The following is a 12,093-nucleotide window of genomic DNA, read 5'->3' as shown; positions in this document are numbered from 1 at the left end:
CTACCACTGGTAGCATGGTCGCGGATGGGGATGGGGCTCCCCCGATAACCGCCCGAAAGGGCTGATGGCTCCTGCCAGGACGAACCGGTCTTCGTCGATGGCGGGCCGTGCCTGCCGTCGGCGTTCGCCATCAAATCAGCGAACCCGCAACCGAGGCATGTGATGCACGCACTGAACAATTATCTGCTGGTCTTCGTCGGCGGCGGGCTCGGCGCCTGCCTTCGCCATGCCTGCAACCTGATCGGTACGCGGGTAGCGGTCGGCAACCCGTGGCCGTGGTCGACCTTCCTGATCAACATCAGCGGTGCACTGCTGATGGGCGCGCTGGTCGAAGCCTTCGCCCTGCGCAATGGCGCGTCGCCGCAGCTGCGCCTTCTGCTGGCCACCGGCGTCCTCGGCGGCTACACCACGTTCTCCACCTACGCGCTGGAAATCGGTCTGCTGCTGCAGCGCGGCCAGCATGGCCTGGCAGCGTTGTACGCCGGCGGTTCGGTGGCACTGGGCCTGGTTGGCCTGTTCGGTGGCATGAAACTGGCCCGGCTGGTGCTGGGCTGAGGCTCAGCCCGCGCCGGCGCGGGCCTGTCCGCGCCACTCCCGCGGCGACTGCCCGGTATGTGCCTTGAATGCGCGCGACAGCGCGGCTTCGCTACCATAGCCAACGTCATCAGCGATCCGCTTCAACGGGCGCCCCTGACGCAGTGCCTGCTGCGCCAGGCCCACCCGCCAGCCCTGCAGGTACTGGCCCGGGGTGGTGCCCATCGCCTCACGGAAACTGGCAGCAAATACGCTGCGTGACATGCCGGCCACCTCGGCCAGGTCTTCCAGGGTCCAGGACTGTGCGGGCGCCTCATGCATCGCCACCAGCGCCAGCCGCAGCCGCGGATGCCCCAGCCCGGCAAACAGGCCACCACGCATCTCGCCCCCTTCCATCAGCTGCCGCAGCACCTGGATCATCACCACCTCGAACAGCCGGTTGACCATCGCCGCACGCCCGCAGCGCTGCTCAAAGGCTTCTTCGAACAGCAGCTCCAGCGCTGCGTTGCCGCCGTAGAGATCGGCCAGCGGCAGGCAGATGAAATCGGGCAACGCCGCGCTGATCGGGTTGAGCCGCCCGCCCTCGAAATGCAGATTAGCGCAGGCCATGTCGGCGCCGTGCTGCGGATCGGTGCTGAACCGATGCGGCATCGGCCGTGGGTACAGCAGCAGGCTCGGCACCTCGACCTGGACGGTCTGCTGGCCATGGCTGACCTGCAACGGGCCACGTCGCACCAGATGCAGCTGCCCAGCGTCATCCTCGCCCGCCAGCGAGTTGATGCCGCACAGCGCGCCGGCATGGAACACCGAGGCGGTAACCGCAAAGCGTTCAAGCAGAATGGCGAGACGGTCGACCATGACGGGACCCTGGGTAAAGTAGAAAGAGATCAAGGCGACACATCGTATCGGAATCACCCCCGTAGCGGACGTGATCAACTCGGGGAGCGGGTGCCCCCCCCCCAGCCCGCCCTTCCTGCGGCAGTGCAGCGCGCGCAACATTTCGCTGGCATCTATGCTCGGGGTCATTCCCGCATGGAATGACCCCGATGCCCGCCCTGCTTCGATGCGCCCTCGCCCTCGGCCTGCTGCTGCCTTCGACGACCTTGCTGGCGTCAGCGCCAACGGCGGCACGCACGCTGAGCGGCGAGCTGCAGGGCGCGCCGTGGCGCCTGGACGTGCCGGCCGACTGGAACGGTGACCTGGTGATGCTGGCGCACGGCTACGAGCCGGTAGGCGTGCCACGTGCTACGCCGATGGCCGCCAATGACGGCACCGCGCCACTGCTGGCTGCAGGCTACGCCGTCGCGCAGAGCGCCTATGCCAGCCAGGGCTGGGCGGTGGCCGATGCGATCACCGACATGGAACGCCTGCGCCGGCATGTAGTGGCTGAACTCAAGCATGTGCGCCATGTCTGGATGCTGGGATTTTCGATGGGCGGCGCCGTGACCCTCGCCAGCCTCGAGCGGTTCCCGCAACACTACGCCGGTGGTGTGTCGCTATGCGGCGCCAATCTCAGTGGCGAACAGATCGCGAGTGATCTGCTGACCACGCTGGTCGCTTTCGATTACTTCTTTGCCAAGGCCGAAGGCCTGCCGGCTGCGGGACTGGTCTCACGCGAAGCGGCTGCGCTGTCACAGGGCGAACTGTACCAGGGCATCTCCAATGCGCTGCAACGCAGCCCGTCGCATGCCGCGTTGCTGGCACAGCGGCTGCAGGTGTCCGCTGATGCACTGGCCGGCACGATCAGCCTGCATGCACTGGTACTGCACGAACTGGCCACGCGCAGTGGCGGCATGCCGGTGGGCAACAGAGGTGTGGCTTACAGCGGCTTCGGTGACGACATGGCGTTCAATGCGGGCGTACAACGTATCGATGCCGTGCCTGCCGCGCAGGCCGCTGTCCGCAGGGAGCTGGCATTGAGCGGTGCGTTGAGGCGACCGCTGGTGATCCAGTTCAACAACAACGACCCGACGATCGTGCCGCGCATGCAGACAGTGTATCCGCAGACGGCCGCACGGGCCGGCGCCCGTCCGCTGCCACAGGTGCTGCCGCCCGTTGGCGAAGGCCATTGTGGCTTCTCCGGCGCGCAGATCATCGAGGCGTTGAAGGCCGCGCAGCGTTGAGCAATCGCGGCCCGCGCGCAGCTCAGCCGCCCAGCGTGCCCATCGTGAAGGTGTAGCCCGAGCTCATCAGGAATTCGCGCATGCGCATTTCCGCGCGCCGTGGTGAGGCCAGGTTGGCCGGCGCGTACAGGGCATACACCAGGCCCGACCCTTCGATATGCTCGCGGCGCACCCCGCAGCGGGCGGTTTCCGAGGCGATGACCCATCCGTCCTTCAGCCGATCAGGGCCAATGGATTGCCCGTTCTTCAAGCGGAAGGTCAACCAGCGCACATCTGCCGTGACTTTGCTCATTTCCGTTTCGCTCCGTGGCTGGAACGACGCGTGATGTCCTTGCTCGCCATTGCGGCTCCCTGAGACGTGGAACTCGACCATAGCGCCTTTCCATGTCGTGGCCCGCTGAGACTGGTGACCGGGGCGTGGCGGACTGCTGCAGGTGAAGCAGCGCGGCGTCGGAAATGGCGGCGGCAGGGAGCATCCTGCCGGCGCAGTTCACAGGCAGGGAACCCGACTCACGCAGCGCGGTCGCTGCCCTGGTTCAAGGCGTGCAGCGCATCGGCCAGCGCCTGGATTTCGGCACGCAGGGCCAGCCGCTGCAACCACCGCCCGGGGATTCCGCGCGCACCATGGAATGCGCCCGCCAGCTGCCCCGCAATGGCGGCCGTGGTGTCGGCGTCCTCGCCAAGATTGGCCGCCTCGAGTACGACGGCTTCAAAGGTGTCGTGGCGATCAAAGCACCAGAGTGCAGCTTCCAGACTGTCGACAACATAGCCATTGCCACGGATCTGCTCACGCGCGGCACCGCGGTAGCCGCCCGCCGCGATCTGCCGCAGCCGCGCGCTCTCGACAGGGACATTGCTGAGATCCAGCACCGCGTCACGGGTGCCACCTGCCAACGCCCGCTCCAGCGCGACCGCCAGCAAGCGGCACGCCTCCAGGCACTCCTGCGCAGCGTGCGTCGTTCGCGAACTCAGCTCGGCCATGGCCTGCAGGTCGGGAGTCCCGGCGTAGCGCAATGCCACCGGCGCCAAACGCATGATCGAGCCATTGCCAGCGCTGCGTGGGTCGTCACTACCCGCCAGCGGTTGGCCGTCCTGCAGGAACCGGTCGATGGCAGCCCGCGTTGCCATACCGATATCGAAGCACTCGCCGGTCGCACTCCAGTACCCATGCTGGTACCAGTTGGCGTAGCGGTTCATCTGATCGTGCACATCGAAGGTGTCACAACGCACCAGGCTCTCGGCCAGGCACATCGCCATGGAGGTATCGTCGGTCCATTGCCCCGGCTGCAGCTGGAACGGCCCACCACCCACCATGTCGGTGATCGGGGTGAAGCTGCCACGAGGCTTGAACTCCAGCGTGGTACCGACGGCATCGCCGCACGCGAGGCCGAGCAAGGCGCCGCGGAAGTGATCAATCTGGTTCATCACACGAGTGTAGCGCCACCGCATCTGCCATGACTGACTGCCGAGCGGTGATCGCGCGAGCGGGGAATCGATCGCAGCCAAACAAAAAAGCCCTGACCGGAGTCAGGGCTTTTCAATTGGAGGCCTCAAGCGGAATCGAACCGCTGTAAACGGATTTGCAATCCGGTGCATAGCCACTCTGCCATGAGGCCAACGTACTGCGCGCCAGGAACCTAGCCCTGACAAGACAAAACCCCAAGATGGGGCCTGTCGGAACATGGAGCGGGAAACGAGACTCGAACTCGCGACCTCAACCTTGGCAAGGTTGCGCTCTACCAACTGAGCTATTCCCGCGTAAGCCGACATGCTACCGGAAATCCGGAAAACACACCAGCGATTTCACTTTTCTGACTGCGCGTAAAGCCTTGTGGCCCAACGTGCCCCGCCTTGCCGTGGCGGGAGAAAAACAAGGCCCCTACCGGGGCCCTGTAGAATCTGGAGCGGGAAACGAGACTCGAACTCGCGACCTCAACCTTGGCAAGGTTGCGCTCTACCAACTGAGCTATTCCCGCAGATTCCATTCGACCTGCGTCGAAGGAGCGCTATTGTGTCCAAATTCCTTCACGCCGTCAACAGTCTTCACATCATGCGGTCACGGGCGTCCGCACTGGGTTACGCTGCCCCGCCCAAGCACGGACACCCCCGATGCCGAGACGCTACGTCCGCCTGTTCTGGTTGCTGGTCGCGCTGACCTGGTTGGCGCTGATCGCCGCACTTGTCAATGCTGGCTTCACTCCGGACTACTGGCTGCTGCATCGCCTGGAAGGCGCCCAGCTGCCCTATCCGACCAGCACCGTCATCGTGTTCGCGTTGCTGGGCACGGTTGAACTGGTGGTGGCGGCACTGATCGTGCGCCCGTGGAAACTCAAACGCCTGTGGCTGCGCCTGCTGATCGCCTTCGCCCTGCTGCTGGTGTGGTCGATACCGTGGATGCTGTCGGCGATGCACCAGCCGCCGGTACAAGGCATGCACCTGCTGTGGTTGCTGCTGCTGGACGTGGGATTGCTGCTGGCGCTGTGCGTGGTGTCGGCGGTGAGCGCGTGGCGGGCGCTCTGGCGGCGCGGGTCACCACAGACTCCCCCGCCGCAGCGCTAGAGGCTTACTTCCGGAACTCCACCCGCACGTGCTGGCCGAAGCGCGCCTTGGCTTGCCCGTCGAACTCCAACACGCACTCCACCACCTTGGCCATGCCACGTCCTGCATCTTCAGGCAGGCGTGCCTGCGCAAACACCGGACTGATGCGCACCACGCGTGCAGGCGGCAGCGTGCCCATGTTCTCCGCACCATCACTGTCCGGCACGACAGTAGCCCTCATGCCCACCTGCACGGCATCGGCGTAGGCGGCGCTGAGTTCGGCACGCACCTGCAGCGGGCGCGCCGGCAACAACGAGATCGCCGGCTTGCCGGCCTGCACGAAGGCGCCGACGCCCGGCACCTGGCCGACCACGGTGCCGGCTTCCGGCGCGCTCAACGACATCTGCTGCAGTCTCAGCTTCGCGTGCTCCAGCTTGTGCTGCGCCATGTCGACCTGCGCACCGGCCACGTCGACATCGGCACGCACAGCAGCCAACTGCTGTTTGGCCGCATCGGCCTGCTGGTTCGAGGACACGCCTTCGCTGGCGCCCGTGGACAGACGGATGGCGCTGCGCTCCAGTTCGCGCAGCTGCGCCTGGCTGCCCTTCAGGCGGTCATTGGCCAAGGCCAGATCGGCGGTGGCCATCGCCACCTCCTGCTGCAGCAGGGCACCATCCAGCGACAGCAGCAACTGCCCCTTCTTCACCGTGGCGCCTTCCTTCACCGGCGCTGCAGTGATCGAGCCATCCACCGGCGGCGCCAGTGCGATCAGGCCACCTTCGACGTCAATGATGCCACGCGCCACGGCGACCTTGCCGGCGGCGGCAGTACCCTCCTTGCCTGAGGGGGCCGATGCAGCGGTAGGCGCTTCCCTGGAACAGGCGCCGAGCAGCAGTGCCGCGGACAGGGCCAGGCTGAGGGGAAGCAGATGCGACGTCTTGGTCATGGGGCGGACTCTACGGTTTCGTTCTGGCGGCGGTCATCACGGACCATGCCGTCTTCCATGGCGATCACCCGATCGGCATGCCGGATCAGGCGCGGATCGTGGCTCACGCACAGCACGGTGGCGCCATGCGCACGCGCGTATCGATGCAGGATGTCGATCACGCGCTGGCCGTTCTCGGCATCCAGCGCGCTGGTGGGTTCGTCTGCGAAGATCAGGGTCGGCGACTTGGCAAACGCGCGGGCAACCGCCACGCGCTGTTTCTCGCCACCGGACAGCTGCGCCGGGCGCATGTGGCTTCGATGGCCGAGGCCGACTTCTTCCAGCGCCTTGCGGGCCAGCGGCTCGCTTTCGCGATTGCGCATGCCGCGGTAGCCCAGTGGCAGCTGCACCTGCTCCAGCGCGGTCAGTGCCGGGAACAGGTTGAAGCCCTGGAACACGAAGCCGACATGGTGCAGGCGGAAACGCTCCACTTCACTGCGGGTCATGTGGCCCACGTCCTGGCCCAGCGCGTGCACGCGACCGCCATCGGGTGCGGACAGGCCGGACAGCAGCGACAGCAGCGTGCTCTTGCCGCAGCCGGACGGGCCCGACACCAGGGTCAGCTCGCCGGGATAGATGTCCAGCGACAGGCCGCGCAGCACCGGCACCTGCACATCACCGGACATGAAGCCTTTTTCCAATGCGTCGGCCCGCAGGGTCGGAGCGACGGCGCGTGTAGAAGTCATCGGCCGGTCCTCAACGCAGCAGCAACGATGGATCGGAGCGGACGACACTGCGCACCGCCATGATGCTGGAGAGCATGGCCATCACCGCCACCAGCGCCACGCAGCCGAGGATCACCATCGGTGTCAGCTGCACCGGCACGCGCTGGGTCTGCGCGATCAACAGCACCACCGTGCTGAAGGCTGCCGCCAGCAACATGCCCACGCCGCCGATCAGCAAGGCCTGCTCGAACACCACCCGCGCCAGCGCGTAGCGACCGGCACCGAGCGCATTGAGCGTGGCGTACTCGCGCACTGAGCCAGCCACCACCGACGCGAACGACTGGTTGGTGATCACCGCGCCGACGAAGCAGACGATGACGGCCATGAACAACACCGCGATGCCCGCGCCGGTATCGAACAACCAGTACTGCTGAGAGCGGCTGGCGAATTCCGGCGCGGTCCAGAACTCGACCGGCGTGGCCCGGCCCATCGACGCGGACAAGCGGTCACGCACACGACCGGCCAGGTCCGGCGAGCGCAGGCCCGCCACGAAGTAGGTACTGCCCTCATGTGGGTCGGTACCGGCGATGGCACGCGCAGTATCCAGCGAGGCCAGCACGTTGACGCCGCCCAGGCCCCGCAGGCCCGGTTGTGCAGCGACCACGCGCACCGCCTTGCCATTGATCCAGGCACGGTTGTTCTGCAGGTCCACGCCCAGCGTATCCAGATCGGCGCTGTCGACGATCACCGCACCCGGCTCGCGCAGCTGCGCGCGCAGGTTGGCAGGGAGGATGCGCGCGAACATCATCGCATCGTCCCGGGTGGAGATACCGGACAGGTACACCGACACATTGCCGGTGCCCTGCGCGCCGGATCGCCATTCGCCATCGACCCACTCGTAGGGCTCGACGCGGGTGACATCCGGGTCCATGCGTAGATGGCTTTCCACATCCGCGCTGATTGCATGGCCGTAATTCACACTCTGGGTGCCGGGGAAACCAGCCCAGATATCAGCCGAGGACGCTTTCACATAGATCGCAGCGGTACCGAAGATGCCCAGCACCAGTGCGGCCTGCACGATCAACAGCACACCGGCAAAACACATCGCCAGCACCACCGGCAGGAACCGGCGCCACTCATAGGCCAGGGTCTTGCGGGCGAGTGCGATCATTGTGGCTCGCCCTCACCCTCGGCAGGCAGCGGGGCGCCGCCGAGGGCGCGGTACAGCGATGCAAAGGCCAGAACGCGCGCACCCTGCGCAGCGATCAGATCAGCCTGCGAGGCGAGTGCGGCGCGTTGCGTGTCGAGTCCATCGAACTCGCTGGACAGACCCAGCTGCACCTGCCGCGCCTGGCGCTTGACCTGCTGCCCGGCGGCGTCGTTGGCCGCGCGCAACGACTGGATGCTGCTGTCCTGCCGCGCCAGGCTGCCCAGCGCGCCTTCCACTTCGCTCACGCCTTCCAGCACCGCCTTGCGATATCCCAGCAAGGCGGCATCCAGCTGCTTTTCATTGGCATGGAAGCGCGCGCGACGCTGGCCCCAGTCCCATAGCGGAATATCGATGTACGGGCCGATCGACGGGCTCGAATCGGAATTGGAGCGGGCGTTCTGGGTGAGGTTGTACGCGTACAGGATGGAGCCGCCAAGGCTGACCCGTGGATACATCGCTGCGCGCGCCGAACCCTTGCTGGCCGCTGCCTGCATCACCTCTGATTCGGCCAGCAGGATCTGCGGGCGGTAGCGCAGCAGATCCGCAGGGACCTGCTGCAGCGAGAATGCACCGAGCTTCGGCGGCGCGCGGTACGCGCGCCAGGCGGGATCCGGCCCGTCACGCCCCAGCAGCAGCGCCAGCGCGCGGGCCGCGTTGTCCGCATTTTCGCGGGCCTGCGCCGTCGCTGCCCGGGTCGCCGCCTGGCGCGCGCGCAGGCGTTCCAGCTCGCCCGGCTCATCCAGGCGCAGGCGCAGGCGAACCCGTGCCAGTTGTTCGCCGCGATCATCCACGGCCTGCTGTCTGACCAGCAGATCCTGCTGGGCCTGCGCTACGGTCAGGTCCAGATAGCTGCGCACCACGTCGGCAATCACCGCCACTTGTGCGGCATTGCGCAACGCCTCGGCATTACCGGCCGAGGCCTGCGCGCTGAGATGGGCACTCTCGGCGGCGCCGAACAGGCCCAGGTCCCAGATCGCTTCGATGCCCGCATGGAAATAGGTGTCGACCGCGGCGGCGTCCTGTACCTGCTTGGCGCTGGCCGAGATCTCCGGCAGGAAGCGCGAATCCGAGGTGCCGGCGACGATCCGCACTGCCTGCAGGCGCAACGTGGCCTGCTGCAGATCAAGGTTGCCGGCGATGGCTTGATCGACCAGGCCGTCCAGCGCCGGGTCGGCCAGCACCTTCCACCACTGCCTGGCCTCCACCGCCACGCCCTGGCCCTGCGGCACCTGGGTCCAGGTGCTGGGGGTGCGATCAGGCAGGTCCGGAGCCGGCACCGACATGCAACCTGCCAGCGCCAGGCTGGTCAGCAGTGCGCCCGGGCGCAGCAATGCTTGCAGGGAGAGTCCGCGCCCGGTCCTGGGCACTGCCACTGGAGTGATACGCCTGACCACCAGCCCGCCAACGTGTAGAAGGAGCATGAAGGCTACCGTGCGATTGTGGAGCGAACATGGAGAATTGGTCCGAAAACGGTCACAACACGCGTGCGGTTCAGGCAACGATGGTGTTGGCCTTTCGCCAGCCTTTCAGTGCATGCGACGCGCGGAACGCTGGTGCAACATCCAGGCCATTGCGTCTTGTTGACGCGCTCTCCGCTTCCCTCGCCTGCGGTCGTCCCCACGACCGATGCGTCCCGCCATTCCGATTGCGACACTGACCTCGGATTCGTCACGCCGGGCGAGTGATATCACGCCCGCTATGAAGATGCTGTGGCGCGACTGTAGCGGCCCCTGCCGCAAACATCATGACAAATGAAAAACGCCCCCTTTCGGGAGCGTTCTTCATGAATCTGGAGCGGGAAACGAGACTCGAACTCGCGACCTCAACCTTGGCAAGGTTGCGCTCTACCAACTGAGCTATTCCCGCAGATTTCGTTCGACCTGCGTCGAAGGAGCGCTATTGTGTCGATATTGCTGCACGGCGTCAACAGGAATTTTCACGGGAAGCGAGGGACGGCGCCCAGGCACGCCTGCCGGCACCCTTCACGCGCGTACGCCACGACGATGGAAATAGATCTGCTCGGCGATGCGCCTCGTGGCGGACGTATGCAGCAGCGCGTTGAACGGCCAGTCCACCTGCAGATGATCCATCGCCCAGCGCAGCAGGCGCTTTCCATGGAACGCCGGCGCCACCTGCTGCGCCACCCGTTCCGCTTCCGGCCCTTGCCCACGCAGATGGCGGGCAATCGCCTCGCCGACCGCCCAGCCATGCCGCCACGAGGAGTGGATACCTCCGGCGGAGAGCGGCGAGACGATGCCCGCCGCGTCGCCGGTCAGGATCAGCCGGTGGCCAGTGATCGGACCATCCGGTCGGCCGCAGGGCACCAGGCCGGCGCGGGTGGCCGAGGGGCGCGCCGAAGGCGGAATGTTGACCACACCGCGCACGTGGTCGAGGAAACCCTCAATGTCCGGCGGCCGCACCCGTTGCGGATCGTGACGCAGCGCCAACCCGACCTGCAGACCGCTCGGATTCTGGGCGACCCAGCCGATGTAGCCCGGGGCGTAGCGCTTGCTGACGAAGCAATGCAGCGCATCGCCCTGCGCCACCTGCTGACCGGCGAACTCACGTTCTACGCCGTAGAGGTTGTCACGTACCTGGCCGAGGCCGGTGCGCCAGGCCACGCGTGAGCGCGCGCCATCGGCGCCAACCAGATAGGCGCAGCTCCCTGCCCCTTCCACCTGCCAGCCGTCACCGCGGCGACGGGCGTCGGTGAAGGACTGCTGCAGGCGCAGGTCGACGCCGTTCGTGTGCAGTTCGCTGGCCAGCCAGCGCATCAGGTTCGGCGTATCGGTGGTGAGGAAGTAGTAACCCGGTGCGGCCAGCAACACGCTGCGCAGGTTCGGCGCATACAGGCGCACGTTTGCGACCCGCTGCACCAGATGTTCGGGCATGCGCCCCAGCCAGGTCTGCTCCATCGCTTCCTTCACCACGATGCCGGTGGTGTGCAGCCGCCCGCCGGGGTCGGCCTTGCGTTCCACCACGCAGACGCGCAGCCCGTACTGGGCAGCGGCCAATGCGCAGGCGGCACCGGCGAAACTGGCGCCGACGATGACCACATCATGGTCGTAGGCGGAAGGAGTTTGGGGCATGGCTGCATCGTTCTGGAGGAACACAGATGCAGCTTCGAACTGGCGCGTGGCGAGGCGAAGGAGTGGCGGTGAAGTGGGGATGAAGCAGGCGCCAGGCAAACGAAAAACGCCCCCTGTCGGGAGCGTTCTTCTTGAATCTGGAGCGGGAAACGAGACTCGAACTCGCGACCTCAACCTTGGCAAGGTTGCGCTCTACCAACTGAGCTATTCCCGCTTGGGAGGCGAAATTTTACCTATTCCAAGGATGGCGTCAAGCGCTTTTTCGGGTCTGCCAGGAGCCCTTTCCTGCGGAAAGGGATCCGACCCCGGGGCTCAGTTGCCCAGCTTCTTCTGCCGTGCACGCTCGCGCGCGGCGCGCTCGTCATCGCGCAGGCTCGGCCAAGCGGCGTGCAGGTACTGCAGGCCCGACCACAGGGTCAGCACCGCGGCAATCGCCAGGGTCCAGTCGCCGATGTGGAACACCGGCCAGCCCATCCAGATGTCTTCCACCGGCACGTTCGGCGCCACCGAATACAGCAGGCACAGCAGCGCGACCATCTGCGCGGTGGTCTTGATCTTGCCGATCATCGCCACGCGCACCTTGGCGCGCTGGCCCAGCTCGGCCATCCACTCTCGCAGCGCCGATACCGCGATCTCGCGGCCGACGATCACCGCCGCCCAGAATGCCATCCACGGCGTCGGATGGCCCTGCACGATCAGGAACAGCGCTACTGCCACCATCAGCTTGTCCGCGACCGGGTCGAGGAACGCGCCGAAGGCCGACTCCAGCTGGTAACGGCGTGCGATCCAGCCGTCGAGCCAGTCGGTGATCGCGGCCAGGCCGAAGATCGCCGCCGAAGCGAAGTTGGTCCAGGTGTAGGGCAGGTAGAACACCAGCACCAGCACCGGGATCATTACGATCCGCAACAACGTCAGCCAGGTGGGCAGGGTCAACTTCATGCTTGCGTGC

Annotated in this window: 12 protein-coding genes, 5 tRNA genes and 1 riboswitch; of the genes, 3 read left to right on the top strand and 14 right to left on the bottom strand. The window is 66.3% G+C overall.

All coding sequences use genetic code 11. The annotated features are described in order from the left end of the window. Positions 1–17 precede the first annotated feature (17 nt). A riboswitch (Fluoride riboswitch) is annotated at positions 18–81 on the top strand. 81 nt (positions 82–162) lie between these two features. Next, positions 163–555, top strand: coding sequence for a fluoride efflux transporter CrcB (crcB, locus tag ACEPA4_RS07395; RefSeq protein WP_139726952.1), 393 nt, complete (start codon positions 163–165; stop codon positions 553–555). 3 nt (positions 556–558) lie between these two features. Here crcB and ACEPA4_RS07390 read toward each other — a convergent pair whose 3' ends face one another. Further along, positions 559–1,392, bottom strand: coding sequence for an AraC family transcriptional regulator (locus tag ACEPA4_RS07390; protein ID WP_005415997.1), 834 nt, complete (start codon positions 1,390–1,392; stop codon positions 559–561). A 188-nt stretch (positions 1,393–1,580) separates the two neighbouring features. Here ACEPA4_RS07390 and ACEPA4_RS07385 point away from each other — a divergent pair, with 188 nt between their 5' ends. Beyond that, positions 1,581–2,657 carry a S9 family peptidase gene (locus ACEPA4_RS07385; protein WP_139726951.1) on the top strand — a complete coding sequence of 359 codons (1,077 nt, stop codon included), beginning with the start codon at positions 1,581–1,583 and terminating at the stop codon, positions 2,655–2,657. Positions 2,658–2,679: 22 nt separating this feature from the next. Here ACEPA4_RS07385 and ACEPA4_RS07380 read toward each other — a convergent pair whose 3' ends face one another. From ACEPA4_RS07380 to ACEPA4_RS07360, 5 genes are all read right to left on the bottom strand, one after another. After that, positions 2,680–2,949 carry a hypothetical protein gene (locus ACEPA4_RS07380; protein WP_005415995.1) on the bottom strand — a complete coding sequence of 90 codons (270 nt, stop codon included), beginning with the start codon at positions 2,947–2,949 and terminating at the stop codon, positions 2,680–2,682. A gap of 218 nt (positions 2,950–3,167) precedes the next feature. After that, positions 3,168–4,082: an ADP-ribosylglycohydrolase family protein gene (locus tag ACEPA4_RS07375; protein WP_139728084.1), complete on the bottom strand. Its 915-nt coding sequence runs from the start codon at positions 4,080–4,082 to the stop codon at positions 3,168–3,170. 117 nt (positions 4,083–4,199) lie between these two features. Continuing rightward, positions 4,200–4,273, bottom strand: a tRNA-Cys gene (locus ACEPA4_RS07370). A 66-nt stretch (positions 4,274–4,339) separates the two neighbouring features. Continuing rightward, positions 4,340–4,415: transfer RNA gene (locus ACEPA4_RS07365), tRNA-Gly, on the bottom strand. 142 nt (positions 4,416–4,557) lie between these two features. Next, positions 4,558–4,633, bottom strand: a tRNA-Gly gene (locus ACEPA4_RS07360). 133 nt (positions 4,634–4,766) lie between these two features. Here ACEPA4_RS07360 and ACEPA4_RS07355 point away from each other — a divergent pair. Continuing rightward, positions 4,767–5,216 (top strand): hypothetical protein, encoded by a 450-nt coding sequence (locus ACEPA4_RS07355; RefSeq protein WP_065179822.1) that lies wholly within the window; start codon positions 4,767–4,769, stop codon positions 5,214–5,216. A 4-nt stretch (positions 5,217–5,220) separates the two neighbouring features. Here ACEPA4_RS07355 and ACEPA4_RS07350 read toward each other — a convergent pair whose 3' ends face one another. The 8 genes from ACEPA4_RS07350 to pgsA form a co-directional block, all read right to left on the bottom strand. After that, a complete protein-coding gene (locus ACEPA4_RS07350; protein ID WP_065186117.1) occupies positions 5,221–6,141 on the bottom strand; it encodes an HlyD family secretion protein in 921 nt (306 codons plus the stop codon). Continuing rightward, positions 6,138–6,866, bottom strand: coding sequence for an ABC transporter ATP-binding protein (locus tag ACEPA4_RS07345; RefSeq protein ID WP_065179820.1), 729 nt, complete (start codon positions 6,864–6,866; stop codon positions 6,138–6,140). Before ACEPA4_RS07345 ends, ACEPA4_RS07350 begins: the two co-directional genes overlap by 4 nt. A 10-nt stretch (positions 6,867–6,876) precedes the next feature. Then, positions 6,877–8,016 carry an ABC transporter permease gene (locus ACEPA4_RS07340; protein WP_005415989.1) on the bottom strand — a complete coding sequence of 380 codons (1,140 nt, stop codon included), beginning with the start codon at positions 8,014–8,016 and terminating at the stop codon, positions 6,877–6,879. Continuing rightward, complete coding sequence (locus tag ACEPA4_RS07335; protein WP_065179818.1) at positions 8,013–9,476, bottom strand: TolC family protein; 1,464 nt, start codon at positions 9,474–9,476, stop codon at positions 8,013–8,015. The genes ACEPA4_RS07340 and ACEPA4_RS07335 overlap by 4 nt, the downstream gene beginning before the upstream one ends. 369 nt (positions 9,477–9,845) lie before the next feature. Further along, a tRNA-Gly gene (locus tag ACEPA4_RS07330) sits at positions 9,846–9,921 on the bottom strand. A gap of 116 nt (positions 9,922–10,037) precedes the next feature. Continuing rightward, positions 10,038–11,144 carry an NAD(P)/FAD-dependent oxidoreductase gene (locus tag ACEPA4_RS07325; protein ID WP_262090860.1) on the bottom strand — a complete coding sequence of 369 codons (1,107 nt, stop codon included), beginning with the start codon at positions 11,142–11,144 and terminating at the stop codon, positions 10,038–10,040. Between the two features lie 138 nt (positions 11,145–11,282). After that, positions 11,283–11,358, bottom strand: a tRNA-Gly gene (locus ACEPA4_RS07320). Positions 11,359–11,456: 98 nt separating this feature from the next. Then, on the bottom strand, positions 11,457–12,083 hold the full coding sequence (gene pgsA, locus ACEPA4_RS07315; RefSeq protein ID WP_005412825.1) for a CDP-diacylglycerol--glycerol-3-phosphate 3-phosphatidyltransferase: 627 nt from the start codon (positions 12,081–12,083) through the stop codon (positions 11,457–11,459). Positions 12,084–12,093 lie beyond the last annotated feature (10 nt).

Origin of the sequence: Stenotrophomonas sp. P2112 (assembly GCF_041897515.1) — a bacterium.
GTDB classification, from domain to species: domain Bacteria; phylum Pseudomonadota; class Gammaproteobacteria; order Xanthomonadales; family Xanthomonadaceae; genus Stenotrophomonas; species Stenotrophomonas sepilia.
Note: the sequence above shows the minus strand (reverse complement) of the source record. Positions and strands in the feature narration are given on the sequence as shown.

Excerpts from the sequence above, each read along its gene's own strand:
- ACEPA4_RS07325 (WP_262090860.1), bottom strand. The coding sequence starts at position 11,144 with ATGCCCCAAACTCCTTCCGCCTACGACCATGATGTGGTCATCGTCGGC.
- ACEPA4_RS07350 (WP_065186117.1), bottom strand. The coding sequence starts at position 6,141 with ATGACCAAGACGTCGCATCTGCTTCCCCTCAGCCTGGCCCTGTCCGCG.
- crcB (WP_139726952.1), top strand. The coding sequence starts at position 163 with ATGCACGCACTGAACAATTATCTGCTGGTCTTCGTCGGCGGCGGGCTC.
- ACEPA4_RS07375 (WP_139728084.1), bottom strand. The coding sequence starts at position 4,082 with ATGAACCAGATTGATCACTTCCGCGGCGCCTTGCTCGGCCTCGCGTGC.
- ACEPA4_RS07385 (WP_139726951.1), top strand. The coding sequence starts at position 1,581 with ATGCCCGCCCTGCTTCGATGCGCCCTCGCCCTCGGCCTGCTGCTGCCT.
- ACEPA4_RS07390 (WP_005415997.1), bottom strand. The coding sequence starts at position 1,392 with ATGGTCGACCGTCTCGCCATTCTGCTTGAACGCTTTGCGGTTACCGCC.
- ACEPA4_RS07335 (WP_065179818.1), bottom strand. The coding sequence starts at position 9,476 with ATGCTCCTTCTACACGTTGGCGGGCTGGTGGTCAGGCGTATCACTCCA.
- pgsA (WP_005412825.1), bottom strand. The coding sequence starts at position 12,083 with ATGAAGTTGACCCTGCCCACCTGGCTGACGTTGTTGCGGATCGTAATG.
- ACEPA4_RS07345 (WP_065179820.1), bottom strand. The coding sequence starts at position 6,866 with ATGACTTCTACACGCGCCGTCGCTCCGACCCTGCGGGCCGACGCATTG.
- ACEPA4_RS07340 (WP_005415989.1), bottom strand. The coding sequence starts at position 8,016 with ATGATCGCACTCGCCCGCAAGACCCTGGCCTATGAGTGGCGCCGGTTC.
- ACEPA4_RS07380 (WP_005415995.1), bottom strand. The coding sequence starts at position 2,949 with ATGAGCAAAGTCACGGCAGATGTGCGCTGGTTGACCTTCCGCTTGAAG.
- ACEPA4_RS07355 (WP_065179822.1), top strand. The coding sequence starts at position 4,767 with ATGCCGAGACGCTACGTCCGCCTGTTCTGGTTGCTGGTCGCGCTGACC.